The sequence below is a fragment of the Pseudomonas sp. COW5 genome (assembly GCF_026240005.1).
Lineage (GTDB): Bacteria > Pseudomonadota > Gammaproteobacteria > Pseudomonadales > Pseudomonadaceae > Aquipseudomonas > Aquipseudomonas kribbensis.
Genome location: NZ_JAPHVP010000001.1, coordinates 4,832,532 through 4,854,196, shown reverse-complemented (window position 1 = coordinate 4,854,196; position 21,665 = coordinate 4,832,532). Strand labels below are relative to the sequence as shown.

General features: G+C 61.4%; 23 protein-coding genes. 10 read left to right on the top strand and 13 right to left on the bottom strand.

Features of this window, described 5'->3' with window-relative positions; genetic code table 11:
* Positions 1–56: 56 nt before the first annotated feature.
* Together OQ248_RS22225 and OQ248_RS22220 are read right to left on the bottom strand one after the other, a co-directional pair.
* Positions 57–467 carry a hypothetical protein gene (locus tag OQ248_RS22225; protein ID WP_265814019.1) on the bottom strand — a complete coding sequence of 137 codons (411 nt, stop codon included), beginning with the start codon at positions 465–467 and terminating at the stop codon, positions 57–59.
* A 42-nt stretch (positions 468–509) separates the two neighbouring features.
* Complete coding sequence (locus OQ248_RS22220) at positions 510–848, bottom strand: FKBP-type peptidyl-prolyl cis-trans isomerase (protein ID WP_007952931.1); 339 nt, start codon at positions 846–848, stop codon at positions 510–512.
* Positions 849–989: 141 nt separating this feature from the next.
* On the opposite strand from OQ248_RS22220, the gene OQ248_RS22215 reads away from it, so the two are divergent.
* A complete protein-coding gene (locus OQ248_RS22215) occupies positions 990–2,075 on the top strand; it encodes a sensor domain-containing diguanylate cyclase (RefSeq protein ID WP_265814018.1) in 1,086 nt (361 codons plus the stop codon).
* A 3-nt stretch (positions 2,076–2,078) separates the two neighbouring features.
* Here OQ248_RS22215 and OQ248_RS22210 read toward each other — a convergent pair whose 3' ends face one another.
* A complete protein-coding gene (locus OQ248_RS22210; protein WP_085711544.1) occupies positions 2,079–2,387 on the bottom strand; it encodes an RcnB family protein in 309 nt (102 codons plus the stop codon).
* A 208-nt stretch (positions 2,388–2,595) separates the two neighbouring features.
* Here OQ248_RS22210 and OQ248_RS22205 point away from each other — a divergent pair, with 208 nt between their 5' ends.
* The 4 genes from OQ248_RS22205 to OQ248_RS22190 all read left to right on the top strand — a co-directional run bounded on the left by OQ248_RS22205 (position 2,596) and on the right by OQ248_RS22190 (position 6,498).
* Complete coding sequence (locus OQ248_RS22205; RefSeq protein WP_085711616.1) at positions 2,596–3,192, top strand: LemA family protein; 597 nt, start codon at positions 2,596–2,598, stop codon at positions 3,190–3,192.
* A 24-nt stretch (positions 3,193–3,216) separates the two neighbouring features.
* Entirely contained in the window at positions 3,217–4,266 is a 1,050-nt protein-coding gene (locus tag OQ248_RS22200; RefSeq protein ID WP_265814017.1) for a M48 family metallopeptidase, read from the top strand.
* Positions 4,267–4,424: 158 nt separating this feature from the next.
* Positions 4,425–5,717 (top strand): MFS transporter, encoded by a 1,293-nt coding sequence (locus OQ248_RS22195; protein WP_265814016.1) that lies wholly within the window; start codon positions 4,425–4,427, stop codon positions 5,715–5,717.
* A gap of 13 nt (positions 5,718–5,730) precedes the next feature.
* Entirely contained in the window at positions 5,731–6,498 is a 768-nt protein-coding gene (locus OQ248_RS22190) for a substrate-binding domain-containing protein (RefSeq protein WP_265814015.1), read from the top strand.
* Here the strand turns inward: OQ248_RS22190 and OQ248_RS22185 are convergent.
* A complete protein-coding gene (locus OQ248_RS22185; RefSeq protein WP_102622005.1) occupies positions 6,488–7,402 on the bottom strand; it encodes a LysR family transcriptional regulator in 915 nt (304 codons plus the stop codon). The genes OQ248_RS22190 and OQ248_RS22185 overlap by 11 nt on opposite strands.
* A gap of 164 nt (positions 7,403–7,566) precedes the next feature.
* Here OQ248_RS22185 and OQ248_RS22180 point away from each other — a divergent pair, with 164 nt between their 5' ends.
* A complete protein-coding gene (locus tag OQ248_RS22180) occupies positions 7,567–9,375 on the top strand; it encodes a monovalent cation:proton antiporter-2 (CPA2) family protein (protein WP_265814014.1) in 1,809 nt (602 codons plus the stop codon).
* 111 nt (positions 9,376–9,486) lie between these two features.
* Here OQ248_RS22180 and hcnC read toward each other — a convergent pair whose 3' ends face one another.
* The 5 genes from hcnC to OQ248_RS22155 form a co-directional block, all read right to left on the bottom strand.
* A complete protein-coding gene (gene hcnC, locus OQ248_RS22175) occupies positions 9,487–10,746 on the bottom strand; it encodes a cyanide-forming glycine dehydrogenase subunit HcnC (RefSeq protein ID WP_265814013.1) in 1,260 nt (419 codons plus the stop codon).
* The gene (gene hcnB / locus OQ248_RS22170; protein ID WP_265814012.1) at positions 10,739–12,148 is read right to left on the bottom strand and encodes a cyanide-forming glycine dehydrogenase subunit HcnB; all 1,410 of its coding nucleotides are present in this window, start codon (positions 12,146–12,148) and stop codon (positions 10,739–10,741) included. Before hcnB ends, hcnC begins: the two co-directional genes overlap by 8 nt.
* Complete coding sequence (gene hcnA / locus OQ248_RS22165) at positions 12,145–12,459, bottom strand: cyanide-forming glycine dehydrogenase subunit HcnA (protein WP_265814011.1); 315 nt, start codon at positions 12,457–12,459, stop codon at positions 12,145–12,147. Before hcnA ends, hcnB begins: the two co-directional genes overlap by 4 nt.
* Positions 12,460–12,864: 405 nt before the next feature.
* Positions 12,865–13,803: a hypothetical protein gene (locus OQ248_RS22160; protein WP_085711555.1), complete on the bottom strand. Its 939-nt coding sequence runs from the start codon at positions 13,801–13,803 to the stop codon at positions 12,865–12,867.
* A gap of 191 nt (positions 13,804–13,994) precedes the next feature.
* A complete protein-coding gene (locus tag OQ248_RS22155; RefSeq protein ID WP_265814010.1) occupies positions 13,995–14,330 on the bottom strand; it encodes a hypothetical protein in 336 nt (111 codons plus the stop codon).
* 176 nt (positions 14,331–14,506) lie between these two features.
* Between OQ248_RS22155 and OQ248_RS22150 the strand changes: the two genes are divergently transcribed.
* Positions 14,507–15,190, top strand: coding sequence for a response regulator transcription factor (locus tag OQ248_RS22150; RefSeq protein WP_085711556.1), 684 nt, complete (start codon positions 14,507–14,509; stop codon positions 15,188–15,190).
* The gene (locus tag OQ248_RS22145) at positions 15,168–16,562 is read left to right on the top strand and encodes a HAMP domain-containing sensor histidine kinase (RefSeq protein WP_114883917.1); all 1,395 of its coding nucleotides are present in this window, start codon (positions 15,168–15,170) and stop codon (positions 16,560–16,562) included. Before OQ248_RS22150 ends, OQ248_RS22145 begins: the two co-directional genes overlap by 23 nt.
* 125 nt (positions 16,563–16,687) lie before the next feature.
* Here the strand turns inward: OQ248_RS22145 and OQ248_RS22140 are convergent, their stop codons facing one another.
* The 3 genes from OQ248_RS22140 to OQ248_RS22130 are packed head-to-tail and all read right to left on the bottom strand — an operon-like array spanning position 16,688 to position 18,938.
* Positions 16,688–17,098 (bottom strand): SRPBCC family protein, encoded by a 411-nt coding sequence (locus tag OQ248_RS22140; RefSeq protein ID WP_265814009.1) that lies wholly within the window; start codon positions 17,096–17,098, stop codon positions 16,688–16,690.
* A gap of 23 nt (positions 17,099–17,121) precedes the next feature.
* Complete coding sequence (locus OQ248_RS22135) at positions 17,122–17,919, bottom strand: SDR family oxidoreductase (RefSeq protein ID WP_085711559.1); 798 nt, start codon at positions 17,917–17,919, stop codon at positions 17,122–17,124.
* A complete protein-coding gene (locus tag OQ248_RS22130) occupies positions 17,916–18,938 on the bottom strand; it encodes an aldo/keto reductase (RefSeq protein ID WP_265814007.1) in 1,023 nt (340 codons plus the stop codon). Before OQ248_RS22130 ends, OQ248_RS22135 begins: the two co-directional genes overlap by 4 nt.
* Positions 18,939–19,051: 113 nt before the next feature.
* Between OQ248_RS22130 and OQ248_RS22125 the strand changes: the two genes are divergently transcribed.
* Together OQ248_RS22125 and OQ248_RS22120 are read left to right on the top strand one after the other, a co-directional pair.
* Entirely contained in the window at positions 19,052–19,951 is a 900-nt protein-coding gene (locus tag OQ248_RS22125; RefSeq protein ID WP_265814005.1) for a LysR substrate-binding domain-containing protein, read from the top strand.
* Between the two features lie 191 nt (positions 19,952–20,142).
* Positions 20,143–20,514 carry an endonuclease domain-containing protein gene (locus tag OQ248_RS22120; protein ID WP_265814004.1) on the top strand — a complete coding sequence of 124 codons (372 nt, stop codon included), beginning with the start codon at positions 20,143–20,145 and terminating at the stop codon, positions 20,512–20,514.
* 215 nt (positions 20,515–20,729) lie between these two features.
* Here OQ248_RS22120 and OQ248_RS22115 read toward each other — a convergent pair whose 3' ends face one another.
* Positions 20,730–21,647, bottom strand: a complete 918-nt coding sequence (locus tag OQ248_RS22115; RefSeq protein WP_265814003.1) for a pyridoxal-phosphate dependent enzyme — start codon at positions 21,645–21,647, stop codon at positions 20,730–20,732.
* Positions 21,648–21,665: the final 18 nt, after the last annotated feature.

Here is a 21,665-nt window from a genome sequence, read left to right as displayed (position 1 = left end):
TACAGGACGTTGTGATCAGAGTTTTCCTCATCACAACGGGCTTTATGTGCAAACGATCACCGTCGAAAGTCAGACAGAATGAAAGGCGTATGCCCCCTCAAATAAACCTCGACCTCTTCCAACGAAAGCAGCCCGTCACGGGACAAAACGCCGGCTTCTTTGTCATCGTCGCGGGTCACTGTCACGGTGTAAACGCCCTCCTTCTCCAGCAAAACGCCGGTGAACCTGACCTTCTGCCCATCTTCCTCGGCGAAGGAAATTGCGGACAGTGGCTTTGACACCAGGGCCTGAGCCTTGCTGGCCAGAAAAGCTTTTCGCCGTGCGAGGACATCCTTTCCGACGAACCACAAAAAAATCATCATGGCCACGAAGAATACCGACTGGATGTTGTAAATCGGACTCCGTCGTCCTTGGTGTTCGATAGTCAACCACGCAACGGTTTCGTAAATGATCTGTTCAACATCCATCGACCTGATCCTTGAGCAGTTCGAACAGATGACCTCCGGCCATCAATCCTCCCGCGTCAACACTTCCAACAACTCAATCTCGAACACCAGATTCGAATTCGGCGGAATCTTGCCCATCGTCCGCTCGCCATACCCCAGATGCGCCGGCACCAGCAGTTTGCGTTTGCCACCCACCTGCATGCCCATGATCCCTTGATCCCAGCCCTTGATCACCCGGCCCGTGCCGATCACGCACTGGAACGGTTTGCCGCGGCTCCAAGAGGAATCGAATTCGGTGCCGTCTTCCAGCCAACCGGTGTATTGGGTGGTGATCAATGCGCCTTTGACGGCGGCTTTTCCGTCGCCGGGCTGAAGATCGATTATCTGCAGTTCATCATTCATAACATTCACTCTATTGTTCCGCTGGCCGCCGTTTTCCCAGAAATGCCGGACATTGGCAACCGTTTGACCCAGCGTTGGCCGTGATGAATGATAGCCACCCGCCACCAACCCGAATCGATACGCCATGTCAGCGATGCTTGAATGACTCAACTCTGGATCGGCTTTGCCCTTGTCGTTGTGCTGATGGTCGTGATCGCCGTGTTGATTCGCCGCGAGCGTGCCCTGCGCCGGCAACTCGCCGAGTATCGCGAACTGTTCACCCGCGCCGCCGAAGGCCAGAACATTCGCCAGGATGGCGATGCCGAGCGCTTCAAGCGCAGCCAGTATTTTGCGCGAATCGGCACTTGGGATTGGGAAGTCGACACAGATCGACTCTATTGGTCCGACGCAATCTTCGGCATGTTCGGGTTCAAAATTGGCGAAGTGACGCCCTCCTACGCCTTGTTCTGCTCCTGCGTCCACCCGGACGACCGCGCCAAGGTGCGCGCCGGGGAATTGCGTTGCCTGGAAACCGGCGAAAACCACGACGAGGAGTACCGCGTGGTCTGGCCCGACGGCACGATTCGCTGGCTGCGGGAAACCGGAAACGTGGTGAAGAACGACCACGACGCGATGATCAAGATGATGGGCGTGGTGCGCGACATCACTGAAGAGAAAGCCTCGGCCAGTTACCTCCAGCACCTGGCGCACTTCGATCCGCTGACCGGTTTGCCCAATCGACTGGTGCTGGAAGAACGCCTTTCAGAAGCACTGGAACATGCCCGCGCGACCGAGACCCGGGTGGCGCTGGTGTTTATCGATCTCAACGGTTTCAAAAGCATCAACGACCGCTACGGCCACGCCGCCGGTGACCGCGTCCTGATCACCACCGCCACACGGCTGAAACGCATCCTGCGGGTCAGCGACACCGTCGCGCGCATCGGTGGCGATGAATTCGTGGTCATCCTGCAAGGCCTCGCCCCCGGCCTGAACCTGCAGGACGAAGCCCGTAGCATCTGCCAGAAAATCTTCATCGAACTGTCCCCACCGATCACCATCGGCAACGACCAACGCCACATCGGCACCAGCCTCGGCGTGGCGGTATTCCCCGACCATGCGCCGACCATGGACCGGCTGCTGCATATCGCGGATCTGGCGATGTATGAGGCCAAGCGCAGCGGGAATAATCAGTATCGGTTGGGGGGGGAAAGCCCGGTGCGGACAAGTGCACCGGGATTTGGAATGTGAGCGTTAACGCTCCACCGGTTTAATGTCCACAATCGTCCCGTTGGTGATCATCACCATCACGTACTTGTCGTTCATCTGCACCCACTGCGCCTGAGGATCCGGTTGCTTGAGGCCTTTCTGTTTCCAGTTCTTGATGGCTTTTTCGCTGCGTTGATAGACGTCCGGGGCGCGGTCGTTGACCTTCAGTTCGCGGCCGTCGGTGGGCGAGCGTTCGACGGTGTCGGTCGAGGGTTGCGCCGCTTGAACGAGTGGGGTGATCCCGGCGATGCCGGCGACGAGGGCCAGGCTGGCGATCAGGGTCTTGTTGTTCATCGGTGAACCTCCTTCAGATGTGTGATACCTGAACTCCGACTGCGGGGTTCGGGAATCATTCCTTGTTTTTTGATGATGCGGGACTTGAGATTGTAGTCGCGTCCCGGAGCACCATCCGGGGTTCCCCCGCCACATGGCAATTACAGCCAATGGCCACCAATTACGATAAGATCCCGCGCGCCCCCGCCGAGTGAACAAGGACATCACCGTGAAAATCTACCTCATCGTCAATCTGGTGCTGCTTGCGGTTCTGGGCCTCTACGCTGTCAGTCTTTTCAACAAGCTTGTGGCCCGGCGCAACGAGATCAAGAACGCGTTTGCCCAGGTCGAAGTGCAGCTCAAGCGCCGCTATGACCTGATCCCCAATCTGGTCAGCATCGCCAAGGGTTATCTGGCCCATGAGCGCGAAACCCTGGAAGCGGTGATCGCTGCGCGCAATGAAGCCGTGGCGGGACTTGAAGCTGCGCAGGCCAAACCGGGCAATGCCCAGCACATCGCGCAACTGGGCCTGGCGGACAGCGCACTCAGCAGTGCCGTGGGCCGATTGAATCTGACGCTGGAAGCCTATCCGGAACTCAAGGCCTCGCAGAACATGCAGCAACTGAGCGAAGAGCTGAGCAGCACCGAAAACAAGGTGAGTTTCGCGCGTCAGGCATTCAACGACGCGGTCATGGCCTACAACACCCTCAAACAGAGCTTTCCAGCGGTGCTGCTGGCAGCCAGTTTTGGCCATCGCGATGACGCCGTGCCGCTGAAGTTTGCGGATACGCTGGCAATCAAAACCGCACCCAAGGTTTCTTTCTGACTTCTGCTTTCCATGGATGGCCCGATGAATTTCTTTGAACGACAAACCCAGGCTCGCAACCAGACCCGACGGCTGGTTTACCTGATGACGCTGTCGATTGTCTCGCTGGTCATCCTGACCGCCCTGCCCTTCGTATTCAGTGGTTTTGAAGATTACTTGAGCGGCACTGGCACGCTGGCAGATGCCTTTCTGGCGATGGCCGTCATCGCGTCGTTTATCAGCAGCATCGTGGTGATCGGCGGCCTGCTGAAATATCGGCAACTGCGGGCGGGCGGCAAAGTCGTTGCGGAGAAACTGGGTGGCCGCCTGCTCAACGGCAATGCGCGCACCCTGGACGAGCAGCGCTTGATGAACGTCGTCGAAGAAATGGCGATTGCCTCCGGCACCCGCGTGCCGGCGGTGTATCTGTTGCCGGACGAGAGCATCAACGCCTTCGCGGCCGGACTTACACCGGAGGATGCGGCCATCGGCGTGACCCGTGGCGCGGTGAAGCTGCTGACCCGAGAAGAACTGCAAGGGGTGATTGCCCACGAATTCAGCCATATTTTCAACGGTGACATGCGCCTCAATACGCAACTGGTGGCGGTGGTGCACGGCCTGTTGGTGCTGGGGCTGGCGGGTACTTACATAATGGCCAGCCTGCTCAAGCGCGACAAACGAGACGTGCGGCTGATGTTGGTGGTTTTCGCGCTCGGTTTCGCCCTGTGCGTGGCCGGATTTATCGGGAATCTCTATGGCAATTTGATCAAGGCGGCTGTCAGTCGCCAGCGTGAGTTCCTCGCCGATGCGAGCGCAGTGCAATACACGCGCAATCCGCAAAGCATTGTCGGTGCGCTGAAAAAAATCGGCGCCCATAAACAAGGTTCCGTCATCAACTCCCCCCGTGCCGCCGAGTTCAGTCATTTGTTTTTCAGCACGGGCGGATCAGGTTTGCTGAGCCGGATGTTTGCGTCACACCCTGATCTGAGCGTGCGCATTCGTCGGATCGATCCGCAGTGGGATGGCAGTTTTACAACCGCCACTGCACCGGGTGTGCCGGCGAAGAAACAGGAAACGGCTACGCCGCTTCAATAAAGGGGCTGCCGTTCGGTCTGGATTGATCCACCCTGCGCATCAATCCATGCCAACTATGCAATTAACAAATCGATCCCCCCGCGCCACTATCCGCCCCAATAAAAACCGTGCGCCGCCTCCCCGTCGCGCACGTCATAAAAGCGGTGGAGTATTTTTCGATGACAGCCTCAATCCCACACGGCGGCTCGCGGGCCGGTGCCATTTTCCGGGTGACCTCGGGTAACTTCCTCGAACAGTTCGATTTCTTTCTGTTCGGCTTCTACGCCACGCAGATCGCGGCGGTGTTCTTTCCGGCGAGCAGTGAGTTCGCTTCCCTGATGATGACGTTCGCGGTGTTCGGCGCAGGCTTTTTGATGCGTCCGCTGGGGGCCATTGTGCTCGGTGCTTACATCGATGACGTCGGTCGTCGCAAGGGCTTGATCGTCACGCTGTCGATCATGGCCAGCGGCACGATATTGATTGTGCTGGTGCCCGGATACGAAACCATTGGCCTGTTCGCACCGGCGCTGGTGCTGATCGGGCGCTTGCTGCAGGGCTTTTCGGCCGGTGCGGAACTGGGCGGCGTTTCGGTGTATCTGTCGGAGATCGCCACACCGGGCCGCAAAGGTTTCTTCACGGCCTGGCAGTCGGCCAGCCAACAGGTTGCGATCATCGTTGCCGCTGCGCTGGGCTTTGCCTTGAACCAGTGGATGGCGCCGGACGTGATTGCCGATTGGGGCTGGCGGATTCCGTTTTTCGTCGGTTGCATGATCGTGCCGTTTATCTTCCTGCTGCGCCGCAACCTGGCGGAAACCGAAGAGTTTGCCACCCGCAAACATCGCCCGAGCATGAAAGAAGTGTTCCGCACCCTCGGCCAGAACTGGGTCGTGGTGGTTGGCGGGATGTTGATGGTTGCCCTGACCACCACCGCGTTCTACCTGATCACCGTGTACGCGCCGACCTTCGGCAAAACCGTGTTGCATCTGAGCACCTCGGATGCGTTGCTGGTGACGCTGCTGGTGGGCGTTTCGAACTTCTTCTGGCTGCCGATCGGTGGCGCGTTGTCGGACCGTTTCGGCCGTCGCCCGTTGTTGATCACCATGTCGTTGCTGGCCCTGGCGACCACTTATCCGGCGCTGTCGTATCTGGTGCAGGCGCCGAGCTTCAGCCACATGTTGCTGTCGCTGCTCTGGCTGTCGTTCATCTACGGCATGTACAACGGCGCGATGATTCCGGCGCTGACCGAGATCATGCCGGTTGAGGTTCGGGTGGCCGGTTTCTCGTTGGCCTACAGCCTTGCCACCGCGATCTTCGGCGGGTTCACGCCGGCAATGTCGACTTTCCTGATCCAGTACACCGGCGACAAAGCCGCACCGGGTTACTGGATGAGTGTCGGCGCGCTGTGTGCGTTGTGCGCGACGCTGTATCTGTATCGCCGTGCGGGCGGTCGTCTGCAACCTGCGGTCGCTTGAGGAGCCAGCCAACATGAAAAAGCTCTTCAATCTGACCGCCCTCGCCCTTCTCGCCTTCAGCGCATTCGCTCAGGCTGAAGAACTACGGGTAATGACCTCCGGCGGCTTCACCGCCGCCTACAAAGTCCTCGGCCCGAAATTCGCCGCGAACACCGGCAACACCCTCGACACCATCCTCGGCCCGTCGATGGGCAAGGCCCCGGAAGCGATCCCCAATCGCCTGGCCCGGGGTGAACAGGCCGACGTGGTGATCATGGTCGGCTACGCCCTCGACGACTTGATCAAGCAAGGCAAGGTCGACCCGGCTTCGCGGGTGGAACTGGCGGATTCGCGGATCGGCCTGGTGGTGCGCGAAGGCGCGCCGAAACCGGACATCAGCAACGTCGATGCCCTGAAGAAAACCCTGCTCGATTCGCAGTCGGTGGCCTACTCGGACAGCGCCAGCGGCGTGTACATCGAGCAGCAGTTGTTCAAGAAGCTCGACGTCGAAGATCAGTTGAAACCGAAGGCGAAGATGATCCCGAAAATCCCGGTGGGCTCGGTGGTTGCCACCGGCGACTATCAACTGGGCTTCCAACAGGTCAGCGAATTGCTGCCGGTGCCGGGCGTGACGTATGTCGGGAAGATCCCGGAATCGGTGCAGTCGGTAACGCGTTTCGCTGCGGGGATTCCAGTGGGTGCGCAGCATCCGCAGGAGGCCAAGGCGTTGCTCGCCTATCTGGCCGCGCCTGCCGCTCAGGCAGACGTACAGGCCACCGGGCTGGACTCGGTCAAGCGCTGACCTTCGGCGGCTGGACTTTCATTTCCACCACCAGCCGCTCCAGTTCCAGTGCCGCCGGGGTCAGGGTACGACCCCGGCGCTTGATGATGCCGACACTGCGCATCACTTGCGGATCGGTCAGCGGCACCCGCGTCAGGATCGGATGATCCGCCGCCGGCATCGCCATCAACGGCACCGCCGCCACACCCAGTCCCGCTTCCACCAGACCGATCATCGTCGTCACGTGCAGGGTTTCGCAGATGCTCGGCCGTTGCGGCACCACTTTCGCCAGCGCCTGATCAAGCAAGAAACGGTTACCCGACGTCTTGTCCAGCGAGATGTAATCCTGCTGGTAAAACTCATCCCAACTGACGCTGCTGCGCCCGGCCAGGGGGTGATCGCGACGACAAGCCACCACGTAGCTCTCCTGCACCAGCGGCTCGAAATCCACGCCCGCCTCCTGAGTGCCCATGAAGCTCAGGCCGAAATCCGCCTCGCCATTGACCACCGCCGTCAGCACGTCGTGGGCGCTGGAATCGAGGACTTTGACTTTGATGCGCGGGAACTGCTGGTGATAGCGGGCGACCACCCGTGGCATGAAGTAATACGCCGCCGACGGCACGCAGGCGACGGTGACATGGCCCTGCCGATTCGAAGCGACTTCGCTGATGCCGAGCAACGCCACATCAAGATCATCCAGCAAACGCTCGACACTTGGCATGAAGCCACGCCCGGCCTGGGTCAGGCTGACTTTGCGCGTGGTGCGCTCGAACAGCTTCACGCCGAGGGCGTCTTCGAGCTTTTCGATGCGTCGGCTCAGGGCCGGTTGCGAAATGCGCACGGTGTCGGCGGCCTTGCGGAAACTGCCCTGCTCGACCACGGCGCGAAAGGCTTGCAGGTCGTTGAGGTCGAAGTTGATGGCCATGGGAGACTCGGAAGGAATTGATTCGCTGAGGCTATAAATGTAACCAATTGATGCAAATTGTTACAGGAGCACATGCGCTCAAGCAGGGTCTGCGGTAGATCTGTAATCGTTTCAGCCTTTATCCTTGTCGCCCCCCGCCGTACCGCGTTACTGGAGTTCCGCTCATGCCCCATGAAGGCAATCTGTTGCAAGCCGCTGTCGTGTTTCTGTTCGCGGCGGTGCTCACCGTCCCCTTGGCCAAGCGCCTGCAACTGGGCGCGGTGCTCGGTTATCTGTTTGCCGGGGTGATCATCGGCCCGTCGGTGCTGGGCCTGATCGGCAATCCGCAGAGCGTCAGCCATATCTCGGAACTGGGCGTGGTGTTGCTGCTGTTCATCATCGGTCTTGAGCTGTCGCCGCGACGTTTGTGGGTGATGCGCAAATCGGTATTCGGCGTGGGTCTGGCTCAGGTGCTTTTGACCGGTTCGGTAATTGGCGTACTGGCGTTGTCGGTGTTCGGGCAGCCGCTGAACAGCGCGATTGTGCTCGGCCTTGGTCTGGCCCTGTCGTCCACCGCGTTCGGTCTGCAAAGCCTCGCCGAGCGCAAGGAACTGACTAGCCCCCATGGGCGGCTGGCGTTCGCCATTCTGCTATTTCAGGACATCGCCGCAATCCCGCTGATCGCTCTGGTGCCGATGCTCGCGGGCGTCGATCACCACACCAGCACCGCTGACGACGTGCGCCACAGTTTGCAGGTCTTGGGCAGCATCGCCGTGGTCGTGATCGGCGGGCGTTATCTGTTGCGCCCGGTGTTTCGCGTGGTGGCGAAAACCGGTTTGCCGGAAGTGTCTACCGCCACCGCGTTGCTGGTGGTGATCGGCACGGCGTGGATGATGGACATGGTCGGTGTGTCGATGGCGCTGGGCGCGTTTCTCGCCGGGTTGCTGCTGGCGGATTCGGAATATCGCCATGAACTGGAAGCGCAGATCGAGCCGTTCAAGGGCCTGCTGCTGGGGCTGTTCTTTATCAGCGTCGGCATGGGCGCCAACCTCAGTCTGCTGCTCAGCGCGCCGATTACCGTGCTGGGGCTGACGCTGCTGCTGATCGCCCTGAAGTTGCCGTTGCTGTTTGTGGTCGGGCGTCTGGCCGGCGGGTTGAACAAGGTCAGCGCGATTCGCCTCGGCATCGTGCTGGCGGCGGGCGGTGAATTTGCCTTTGTGGTGTTCAAGATCGGTCGCGATCAGGGTCTGTTCGAACCGCGTCTGTACGACTTGCTGGTGCTGACCATCACCCTGTCGATGGCGGTGACGCCGTTGCTGCTGTTGATCTGCGCACGGCTGGTCAGCCCGAAGGTGCAGCCGGTGGAAGTGCCGGAGAAGTTCCGCCAGATCGACACCGAAACCCCAAGGGTGGTGATCGCCGGCATGGGCCGGATGGGTCAGATCGTGGCGCGGATCCTGCGGGCGCAGAACATCAAGTTCGTGGCGCTGGATACCTCGGTGGAAACCATCGAGTTGTCGCGCAGTTTCGGCGGCGTGCCGGTGTTCTACGGCGACCCGATGCGCCCGGAAATCCTTAGTGCGGCCAAGGTAGGGGAAGCGGAATATTTCGTGATTGCCACGGACGATCCGGAGGCCAACATCAAGACTGCCGAGATCGTGCGCAAGCTTTACCCGCACATGAAAATCATCGCTCGGGCCCGTAACCGCCAGCACGTTCATCGTTTGGTGGATGTGGGGGCCGATCCGATCCGGGAGACCTATTACTCCAGTCTGGAAATGAGCCGTCGCACACTGGTCGGCCTCGGTTTGACCCAGGCCCAGGCCGATGCGCGGATCAAGCGCTTCAAGCACCACGACGAACAGGTGCTGGAAGCTCAGCACGCGGTGTACGACGATGCGGCCAAAGTGCTGCAGACCGCTCAGGAAGCCCGGGCGGAACTGGCCAGATTGTTTGAGTCGGATCAACTGGAAGAACAGTCCGGCAAGTCCTGAAGCTTGCAGAGATGCAAATGTGGGAGCCAGCCTGCTGGCGATTGCGACAGCTCGGCCACCATCAAGGGTGACTGAACCGGCCTCATCGCCAGCAGGCTGGCTCCCACAGGTTCAGGCTATCTCCAGCTCCCTCTCTTCTTTGGCCGGCGCCACTGCAAACCGGTCCGCCAGAAACGGCGTGATGTCCAGCGGCAGCGGTTCATCGTTGACCAGTTTGTCCAGCAACACCCCGGTGATCGCCGACGTCAGCACGCCGGTGCGGAAATGCCCGCAGGCATTGAGATACCCCTCCACCCCGGCCATCGGCCCGAGAATCGGCAACTCATCCGGCGAGCCCGGACGCAGCCCGGCCCAGGTGCGCTTGAGGTTGATGTCCGCCAGCTCTGGCAGACAACGCACGGCGCCCTGCACCAGCCCGGCGATTTCCGGCCAGGTGGTGGTGACGTCGAAGCCTTTGTCCTCGGTGGTGCTGCCGATCAGGATTTCGCCGTTGTCCTTCTGCGCCATGTAGCAATCGCTGGTGGTCAGGCAACCGTTGAGGATTTTCGGCAGGCGCTCGGTCAGCAGGATCTGGCCTTTCACCGGCTTCACTGGAATACGAATTCCCGTGGCCCACTCGCTCAAGTCTGCCGCCCAGGCGCCCGCGGCGTTGATCAGGGTCTTGCAGTGGAACACCCCGGCTTCGGCTGTCTGCACGCCGGTCACCCGCGAGCCGTGATGCAGCACGCCGGTGATGTTGGTGTTGACGTACATGTCCACGCCATTCTGCCGGGCGCCTTCGGCGTAGGCGTCGGCGAGGCGGAACGGGCTGACCTGGTGGTCGCAGAGAAACTCCAGCGCACCGCGCGCCTCATGGCTGACGCTCGGTTCGGACTCGCGCAATGCAGCCTGATCCAGCCACCGCACCTGATCGGCCAGGTGTGGAATGCAGCCGACGATGTGCTCGGCGTACAACCGGTCTTCATCGTCATAAATGACGAATTTGAGCCCGGTCTTTTCGAACTTGAAATCCATCCCGTGGTTGTCTTTCAGCTCACGGTGCAGCGCCGGGTACAGCGCGTTGGACTGCAAGGCAAAGTCGAAGAACGACGGCGGCAAGATATGCGGCGTGCTGGAGTCCACCGCCACCGCTGCGCCCTGGGTTTCGCGCTTGCGGTTGGCCGACATCATGCGGAAGAAAATCACCCCGCAGCCCAAGCCAACGGATTCGCCGATGGCCCACAAGCCACCGGCCGAGGCGCGGGTCGCGTTACCCGGGCGTTTGGCGTCGATCATCGCGACCTTGAGATTTTTGCGCTTGGATAACTGATAGGCGATGGACGCGCCGATCACACCGCCGCCGGCGATGACCACGTCATAGAACTTACTCATGGGAAACGGCCTCCGTGCCGAGGGACTGAAACGCGGAAAAAGGAATCGGATCGACCGGGAAACGCGGCCGCAGCCAGCCGACATCCTTGCGCCCGGTGGCCTGACGCAGGCGGTCGCTGCAATAGCCGACGCACATCCGCCCCTGACAGTCGCCCATGCTCACGCGGGTGCGCATTTTCAGGCTGGCGATGTCTTGCACGCCCTGCTCCAGCGCCCGGTCGATGTCAGCGCGGGTCGCGTGTTCGCAGCGGCAGATCACCGTGTCGGCGGCCGGCAATGCGATTTGCCCGACGCCGCGTTCGGTGTAGCGATCCACCGCCGCGCGGAATCGTACGATGGCTTTAAGCTTGCCCAGATAACGGTCGCGACGGACCCGTGCCAGTTCTTCTTCCAGCACACCGCGTTGCAGCAGGATCGAAGTGGCGGCGATCTTGCCGGCCAGCATTGCCGCTTCGCCGCCGCGAATCCCACCCATGTCGCCGGCCAGATGCACGTGGGGTTCGCTGCTCTGCTGCCAGATGTTGGAATTGGCGCGCAGGTAACCGTCGTCACTGAAGCCGTGATCCAGGCCCATTTGCTGGCTCAACTGAGTACGCGGAATGAAGCCGTAGCCGACCGCGAGCGTCTTCGCTTCGAAGCGCTCGACGCGGCTCATGTCCGGCTCCCACGTCGCCGAGTACGGCGCCACGCTGACGCTTTTCAGTTCGCCTTCGCCGTGCGCCTCGACCACGCCCCAGCCGTAGTTCATCGGGATGCCGTGCAGTTTCAGGTAGGCCAGCATGCTCAAGCCGTCGAGGAACAGTTGCGGCTTGTTCAGCAGCGCCAGGCTTTCCTTGGCAATCTTGCCGAACGCGCAGGCCTCGTAGACACCGACCACGCTCACGCCGGACGCGTGCAGCTGGGTCGCCACCAGCGGCAACAGCGGCCCGGTGCCGGCGATGACCACCGGCCCCTGCGGCTTGACCACGCCGCTTTTGATCTGCAATTGCAGGCCGCCGAGCATGATGACGCCGGGCAGCGTCCAGCCGGGAAATGGCACGCTGCGTTCGTGACAACCGGCGGCCATCACCAGTTGCGGATAGCTGATTTCGTGCAGGCGCTCATCACCATCGAGCACCACCAGCGAGCGGGCGCCTTCGGCGCCGACCACCCGGTGATGCAGACGCACATCGATCAGCCCGGCCTGCTCCTGAAAGTCGCCGTGCAGTTTGCTCAATGCTTCCGAGTAACGCGGCCCCAGATAATCCAGCTGCACGCCGTCACGCAGCGGCCCGCGATAGACCACACCGCCAAGGCGCGACGCCTCTTCCAGCAAGGTGCTGCGCACACCATGGCGCGCCAGTTCGATGGCAGCCGCCATCCCCGCCGGCCCACCGCCGACAATGACCGGATGCTGACTCATGGCGCCTCCTTCCCGTGAATGCGGTTGACCTGGGTTTCGACCTGCATGCCGTCACGCACCACGGTCTGGCAGGCGCGGCGTTTGTGCCGGCCGTTGATTTTCACCAGGCAGCACTGGCACACGCCCATGCCGCAATAGGCACCGCTGACCTGGTTGTGATCGTTGCGTGCGACCTGGCGCACGCCGAGGGACTGAATGACGCTGAGCACGGTTTCGCCGATGGCGGCGGTGACCGGCTGGCCGTTGATGTGGACAGTCATATCCGCCTGCGTCAAAGGCTGGATATCGAAGGTTCTTTCTAGGCAGTGCATTGCGATGATCATCCGTGAAAAGGTTCAGGTGAGGTTGAAACAGCTCCTTGCTGCACTACACCTCGCCGACTCGTGGAAGTTTTCTCTCTATCGGGCCGGCAGGTCTGCTCTGATCGCGCAGCAAAGTGCGCGCAAGCAATGTAGTCGATCCAGCGGCAAGGGCCGGGAAATTTCACGGTAGGGGATATTGCGCCGACGAATATTGATCCAGGCCATAGAAATGACTGTACGGTTCTGTGCCATCCCATCGGCCGGACAGCAAAAAGCCGCTTTCACCCGAGGGTGAAAGCGGCCGAGGCATAAGCCCCAGAGGGATCAGTGCACGAACAGGGCGATCAGGATGATGATCGGGATTGGCACGCCGAGGAAAAACAGCAGTAATGAGCGCATGGTGATGCTCCTTGATTAACGGACTGGGGGCACAGTGGTCGTGGTGTAGGTGTCGACTTCAACGTACTCGACGGCATCCCGGCGGCGACCGCCGAAGGTGGCCGACAGGCTGGCGAAGAACGCACCGGCCAGCAGCGCGATGAACATCCACAGCGAGGTCCAGGCAGCGACTTTGGCGGCGGTGTCAGCGGCCTGTTGCGCTTTCACTTTGGCGTCGGCGATGGCCTTTTGCGTGCGGGCGTAGATTTCATCGACACGACGCTCGGCATCGGCCTGGCTCAGGTTGGTGCGTTGCGCCACAAGTTGCGCGAGGTAGGTACGATCCTCGGGGCTGAGCTGACCGTTGGCCAAGCTCTGGGCGAAGATCCGGGTCACGGTGCCACGGGCGGCATCGTCACTGACGGCGGCGGGACGGTCATCGCGGAACAGGCTGTCGACGAAGTAACCGTACTGGTCGCTGCTGGTGTTGGCCGCAGCCGTGCCGGCGGCCTGAGTCATCGCACTGGCAGCGCCACCGGCAACACTCGCACCGGCCTGCACGCCACCGCTGACGATGCTGCTGACCGAGCCGACCACCAGCGTCGCGGTCACCAGCGTGGCCACGCACCAGGCGAGGAAGCCATGGGCGGTGTCGCGGAAATACACCTCGTCACCGTGCATGTTCGCCCACTTCACCCGCAGGCGACCGGCAATGTAGCCACCCAGGCCGGAAGCGATGATTTGCGTCGCCGCCAGCCACACGATCGTCGAAATGCCCAGGCCCTTGGCGCTGACACCCTCCCCGGCCCACGGTGATACAGCGGAGAAGCCCAGACCGAAGCCGAGCAGCACCAGAATCATCGACAGCGCCGCAGCCGCCGCGGCCCCGGCGAAGATCGCGCCCCAGGAGACTCCCGAGACGTTGCTCGACTCGCCATCAAAGGCAGGATAAAACCCATCAGAGGATCTATTCATTGTTGTTCTGCTCCCGGCATGAAAGATGGTGTTACAACTCGTCAGCAGATGAATTGCAGTGACCGTGCCAGTCGCCAACATTAAATAAATCGTTTGGATTCAATCAGTTAAAAAGTCTGAACTTCCTGGGACCATGCAATTTGCAACAACGGCTCGATAGCAGCGGGTTTTATGCATTGGCACAAAACCGCTTATTTGCGCTTGTAGCTCTTCTTGCCGCTGGGCGTCAGGCAATACACGCCGCCGCGTGGTCCGGTACAGAACGAACCGGTGCCACAATCACAGCCGTCATTGCTCTGCAGAAACTGCTGCGGCCGTGCCTGTTCACGAATGCCGAACATGGCAGCGCAGCTCTTTTTCGAGCCGCTGATGGAGCCGTCATTGCACAGAAACAGATCGCCATCGCAGCGATCGATGCCTCCCTTCTTCCCGGAACACGGGGTGTTGGCGGCCAATGCCGAAGCACTTAGCAGCGCCAGAAATATCCCGGCCATCGGCATCCAGCCACCGCGAATCAACTTGCCCACGGAATCTCTCCCTCGAAAATGTGGCCAGATGATATCAATGTTTCAGGAAACAAATCGGTAACCACGACGGGTCATTTGCGTTTGTATCAACTACAACATGAAAGTTAATTTAAAGCGTTATTGCAAAATCTTGGCAAAATGCTGCCATTCCGTTTGAACCGATCAGCAGGCCCACCATGACTCGCATCTTGACCATCGAAGACGACGCCGTGACCGCCCGGGAAATCGTCGCCGAACTGAGCAGCCACGGCCTCGACGTGGATTGGGTCGACAACGGCCGCGAAGGCCTCGACCGCGCCGTCAGCGGCAATTACGACCTGATTACCCTCGACCGCATGCTGCCCGAGCTCGATGGCCTGGCCATCGTCACCACCCTGCGCACCATGGGTGTGTCCACGCCGATTCTGATGATCAGCGCCCTGTCCGATGTTGACGAACGCGTACGCGGCCTGCGCGCCGGCGGTGACGATTACCTGACCAAACCCTTCGCCACCGACGAGATGGCCGCCCGGGTCGAAGTGTTACTGCGCCGCCAGAACAACGGCGGCACCCAGCCCACCACCCTGCGTGTGGCAGACCTGGAACTGGACCTGATCAGCCACGAAGCCAGCCGTGCCGAGCAGGTGCTGACGCTGCTGCCGACCGAATACAAACTGCTGGAATTCCTCATGCGCAACAGCGGCCAGATCCTGTCGCGGATGATGATTTTCGAGGAAGTCTGGGGTTATCACTTCGATCCGGGCACCAACCTGATCGACGTGCACATCGGTCGCCTGCGCAAGAAGATCGACCCGCCGGGCAACGTCCCGCTGATCCGCACGGTGCGAGGCTCGGGTTATGTCATTGCCGAACCCGTCTGACGGTTGGCGTTCCTCCAGCAGCCGGTTGCTGGCGCTTTACAGTTCGTTGTTCGTGGCCTGGAGCGGGATCCTCATGGGGGTCATGTATTTCGAGGTCTCCGGTTACCTCGACAACCTGGCCAAGCATTCGCTGATGCAGCGTCAGCATCTGTTCTCGCATTTTCGCGGTGAGCAACTGGAAGACGCGCTCGCCGCCAGCATGACCTTCGACATTCGCGGCATCGACGCCTACGGCCTGTTCGCCGCCGACCACACTTACCTCGGCGGGGCCTTGCAGCAGATGCCTGCCGGCCTGCCGCTGGACGGCAAGATCCACGAACTGCGCGACTGCTCCGAATCCGACGACCCGACCCTGCCCGCCGACAGCTGCGATGCGGTCGCCACGCCGACCCGCGACGGTCGCTGGCTGGTGCTGGTGCGCGACAACGGTTCGCTGTTCGCCGTGACCCGGATCATTCTGCGTGCCCTGCTCTGGGGTGTTTCGCTGACGATTGTGCCGGGGATCATCGGCTGGCATTTGCTGCGTCGCCGACCACTGCGGCGGATCCGCGCGATTCAGGCCAGTGCCCAGTCGATCGTTGCCGGTGACCTGACCCACCGCTTGCCCGTGTCCAATCGCCGCGATGAACTGGACATGCTCGCCGCTATCGTCAACGCCATGCTCGATCGCATCGAGCGCCTGATGAACGAAGTCAAAGGCGTCTGCGACAACATCGCCCACGACCTGCGCACCCCGCTGACCCGCCTGCGGGCGCAGTTGTATCGCATGCAGCAGCAGGCCGGCGAAGGCTCGCCGGAGGCGGCGCAACTGGATCTGGTGCTGGCCGAGGCGGATACGCTGATGGCGCGTTTTCGGGGTTTGCTGAGGATTTCCGAACTGGAAGATCGCCAGCGCCGTTCGGGATTTGTCGAGCTCGATCCGGTGCGGTTGCTACAGGAACTGCATGAGTTCTACCTGCCGCTGGCCGAGGAAGACGAACTGCGTTTCGAGCTGAACATGCCGGAAACCCTGCCGATGCTCAATGGTGACCGGGCGCTGTTGTTTGAGGCCTTGGCCAACCTGTTGAGCAACTCGATCAAGTTCACCCCGCCGGGCGGCACGGTGATTTTGCGTGGAGTGAATGACGCGGGGCATACACGGATCGAAGTGCACGATTCCGGCCCCGGCATTCCCGAGTCGGAACGCGAAGCGGTGTTCCAGCGGTTCTATCGTGCAGAAGGTGGACAACCGCAAAGCGGTTTCGGGCTGGGGCTGTCGATCGTTGCAGCGATTGTCAGCCTGCACGGGTTCAGTCTTGAGGTGGGTCGCAGCGATCTGGGCGGGGCGAAACTGGTGCTGGATTGCCGGCAGAGTCTGATTTCACAGTCCTGAACACACCTGCCGAACTTGTGGGAGCGAGCTTGCTCGCGAAGGCGGAGTATCAGTTAACACATCTGTAAACCGATCAACTGCTTTCGCGAGCAAGCTCGCTCCCACAAGGGGTCGTGGCATGCCTGTCAGGTTGGGTAATTGGCCCGCAGCGCCTCCAGTCCACCCTGATAGATGCCGCTGAACAGCGCCACCACTTCCTCATCGCTCACGCCCTTGGCCGTGAAGCGCCCCGACCACGTCACCTTCGCGCCCTGACCCTGGGCTTCGACGCGAATCGTCGCCAGATAATCGGTGGCCGGAAACGGCGCCTGCAGGATCGAATAGCTGTAGGTCTTGCCGGCGTTATCGAAGCTTTCCAGACGCTCGACCACTACCCCGCCGTCGGCGGTTTGCAGGCTGCGCACACGTCCGCCTTCGCTCAGTTCACTCTTGGGAATGAACGGCAGCCAGTCCGGCAACGTGTTGAAGCCGCCGATCAATTGCCAGACCTGATCGGCCGAAGCCGGGATGTCGATGGATGCTGATGCTGTTGCCATAAATAAATGTCTCTCTCAAAAATTCAGATTGCCAGGCTGTCGACTACGCCGCCGTCGACGCGCAAGGCGGCGCCGGTGGTGGCCGAGGACAGCGGTGAAGCGATGTAGGTCACCAGGTGCGCGACTTCTTCGACATTGGCCACGCGCTGGATGATCGAGGTCGGACGGGCCCGGCGCACAAACGCGTCGGCTTCGTCCCGCAGGCTGCGACCGGATTCGGCGGCGGCATCCTTGAGCATCTCTTCGACGCCGTCGGTGAAGGTCGGCCCCGGCAGGATCGCATTGACCGTGACGCCAGTGCCGGCCAGCCGTTTGGCCAGGCCATGGGACACCGCGAGGTTGGCGCTCTTAGTCACGCCGTAATTGATCATGTCGGCCGGGGTGGCCACGCCGGATTCCGAAGACAGGAAGATCACCCGGCCCCAGCCCTGCTCGACCATCGCAGGGACGTAATGCCGCGACAGGCGCACGCCGGAGATCACGTTGATCTCATAGAAGCGCGTCCACTCATCATCGGGCGCATCGAAGAAATCCACGGCGTTGTAGATCCCGAGGTTGTTCACCAGGATGTCGGCTTTCGGTTCGGCGGCGAACAGTTTCTGCGCGCCTTCGGCCGTGCCCAGATCCGCCGTCAGACCGCGCAGTTTTGCGCCCGGCACTTTGTCACGGATGCTCGCCAGTGCCTGCTCGACCTTGGCCGCGTCGCGACCGATCACCACCACCGTGGCGCCCGCCTCAGCCAGTGACTGGCTGATGCCCAAACCGATGCCCGCCGTGCTGCCGCTGACAATCGCCAGTTTTCCGCTCAGATCGATCTTCATGCTTTCACCTCATCGATAGGTAATGGTGCACGTTCGGACACCAGTTTCGCTTCACGCATGGCCTGCCAGAAACCGGCAGGAATCACCGCCGACAGCGCCGCCATGTCTTCGGCGATGCGCCCCGGTTTGCTCGCGCCGGGAATCACCGCCGCCACGGCCGGATTGGCCAGGGAGAATTGCAGCGCCGCTGCTTTTACATCCACACCATGGGCCGCCGCGATGCGTTTGATCTGCTCGACCTTCGCAACGATCTCAGGGCTGGCCTTCTGGTATTCGAAGTGCGCGCCACCGGCCAGGATCCCCGAGCTATAAGGACCGCCGACGACGATTTCAACGTTCTGCGCCCGGGCCGAATCCATCAGGCGTTGCAGGGCCCGCTCGTGGTCGAGAAGAGTGTAGCGGCCGGCCAGCAGAAAGCCGTCGGGCTGCGCTTCGGTCAGATCAAGGGTCAATTCGCAGGGTTCGACCTTGTTCACACCCAGACCCCAACCCTTGATCACGCCTTCCTCGCGCAGACGGGTCAGGACTTTGAAGGCGCCGGTGCGGGCCTGGTTGAAATACTCCAGCCATTGATCGCCATAGAAATCCTGAGCGATGTCGTGGACCCAGACGATGTCGAGGCGATCGGTTTTCAGGCGTTCGAGGCTGTCTTCGATCGAGCGCAACGTGGCGTCGGCGCTGTAATCGTTGACGATCTTGTTCGGGCGGCCGTGTTCGAAAACTCCGCTCTTCTCGCCCAGATCCCGGGCGGCGGCGTCTTCGACTTCATCGAGAATCACCCGGCCGACCTTGGTGCTAAGCACATAGTCATCGCGCTTGTAACGGGACAGTGCTTCGCCGAGGCGGATTTCCGACAGGCCCGAGCCGTAGAACGGCGCGGTGTCGAAATAACGCACGCCGGCATCCCACGCCGCATGCACGGTGGCCTGGGCTTCTTCTTCAGGAATGGCGCGGAACATGTTGCCCAGTGGCGCGGTGCCGAAGCCCAGCTGGCCGGGCAGTTTGTCTTTCAAACTCATGGGGATTTCCTCGTAGTGTCTGGGTCGTGGTTGACCGTTGAGCAGATCCTAGATTGCGACACTCAGACCGTCCAAGACATAATGCGCAGCACTTGAGTCCCTAAAGGTCTGACATGATCGATTTCCGCCAATTGCGTTATTTCGTGGTCGTCGCCGAGGAAGAGCACGTCGGCCGCGCCGCCGAGCGCCTGCATATTTCTCAGTCGCCCCTGAGCCGGCAGATCGCCCAGCTCGAAGAGCGCCTGGGCCTGACCCTGTTCGAGCGCAGCCAGCAACGCATCCGCCTGACCCGCGACGGCCAGACGTTCCTCGCCGAAACCCGCGCCCTGCTGACTCACGCCAATCGCCTCGAATCCCTCGGCAAGCGCCTGGGCCGTGGCGAGGAAGGAGGCTTGTGCATCGGCTATATCGAGAACGCCATGCACGCGGGCGTCCTGCCCAATGCCTTGCGCGTGCTGCGGGGGGATCGGCCGAACGTGCATGTCGCGCTGTACAACCTCAACTCCGCCGAACAACTTGAAGGGCTGCGTCAGCGCAGCCTCGACATTGCGCTGGTCAGTGAACCGCCGACGGCGGACGATCCGGATCTGCTGGGTTTTCAGGTACTGGACGACCCGATGCTGCTGGCGCTGCCGGAACAGCACCCGCTGGCGGCAAAGGCTTCGTTGAGCCCGGAGGATCTGGCCACTCAGGAATGGATCGGCGTGCAACCGCGCCAGGATGCGTGCGATGACTTCCTGAGCGCCTGCCTGCGCGCCGGCTTCACCCCGGATGTGCGCATGCAGGCCACCGAGCCGTTTACCGCGCTCGGATTGGTCGCTTCGGGGCTGGGGATTGCGATGATCCAGAAAGGCCTGAGCCACAACGCTCCGCCGGGGGTGGTGTTACGGGAGGTGCCGTGGCTGGCGTTTACCACGCCGTTGTGGGCGGCTTGGCATCGGGTCAATTTGCGACCGTTGGTGGAGACGTTCAGGACGATGCTGACGGGGCCGGACATCTCGGGCGCCAGATAATCCGCTGGCCCCTCATCGGAACGCCGCCCGCCTAGCTCTCTCCCCGAGGGAGAGGGGACTGATCGGGGGGATATTGACGTGATACAGCGACCTGAAAAATCTAGTGTCAATCCATGATCAGGTTGATCCGGCACTGACGGTTTGTCCGGTCTACATTGAATTTTCCATCCCACTTCACAAGGACGTGAAGCATGCAAAATCGCCCTACCCTCGACCAGCGCCGATTCGCCCGACGTTTACGCGCTAGCCAGACCGATTGCGAGCAGATGCTCTGGCAAAGGCTGCGTGCGCGACAGGTAGCGGGGTTGAAATTTCGGCGGCAGGTGCCGATTCCGCCGTTTGTGCTGGATTTTTATTGTGTGGAGTTGAGGTTGGCGGTGGAGCTGGATGGGGGGCAGCATTATGAGGAGGCGGGTGAGGTTCATGATCGGCGGCGGACGCTCTATCTTCAGCGGCTCGGGATTGAGGTGGTGCGGTTCAGTAATCTTGAGGTGATTCAGCAGATGGGGGATGTTTTGGAGCAGATTGTCAGGATCGCGGAGGATCTGAGATCGCGGTCCTGATCCAGAAAGCGCCCTCACCCTAGCCCTCTCCCAGAGGGAGAGGGAACTGATTGGGGGATATTGCCGTAATACATCGACCTGAAAGCTTTGCAGTGAATCCATAATCGACTCGGTTTTTCAGGTCGATGTATCCCTCAAGACACCTCGGTCGGCTCCCTCTCCCTCCGGGAGAGGGCTGGGGTGAGGGAAAGCGGTCGACACAGAAATCCGAGCATTCAAATCCCGAAACGCCCCCACCCCGCCACCAACTGCGCACTGATACTCACCCCGCCACAAACAACAATCACCACATCCCGAGCCCCCGCCAGCGCCGGATGATCCAGATAAGCCACCGCCAGCGACACCCCGCACGCCGGCTCCACCAGTTGCCGCAAATCACTGGCATAACGCACCACGCCCATGATCGCGTCGTCATCGGACAGCAGCAGGCATTCGTGATCGAACTCGCCGATGTGCTGCACCGGCCACTGCGCCACCTGCGCGGCGCCCAGGGAGGTGGCGACGGTGTCGATCTTGCTCAGGCGCACCGGGTGGCCGGCCTCGACGGCGGCGGCAAACGAGGCGGCGCCCCGGGTTTCGCAGGCGATGATCCGGCAGTCGCGGCGCTCGTGGCGCAGCAGTCCGGTGAGGATTCCTGCCAGCAATCCCCCGCCGCCGACCGAGGTGACCACGGTGTCGACCTGCGGGCAGTCTTCGATGATTTCATCGATCATGGTGCTGTGCCCCTGCCACAACACCGGGTGGTCGAAGGCCGGGACGTATTCGGTGTCTGCCGCGCTGGCCAGTTCCCGCGCCCGCTGGTTGGCTTCGTCCCAGACCTTGCCATGAACGATGACTTCGGCGCCGGTGCGGCGAATCCGCGCGCGGGTCGCTTCCGGGGTGGTGTGCGGCACCACGATGCAGGCTTGCAGACCCAGACTGGCCGCCGCCACCGCCGTGGCGAGACCGGCATTGCCACCGGACGGGCAGACGACTTTGCGTTTGCCCTGCGCCGCCGCCTGACTGCACAACAACCCCATGCCCCGCAGCTTGAAGGAGCCGCTGGGTTGCAGGTTTTCCAGTTTCAACCAGATACGCCGGGAGGTGGTCGACAGGGTCGGATGGAGGATCAACGGCGTGCGGATGTGCAGCATGGCGGGCTCCTGTTGAGG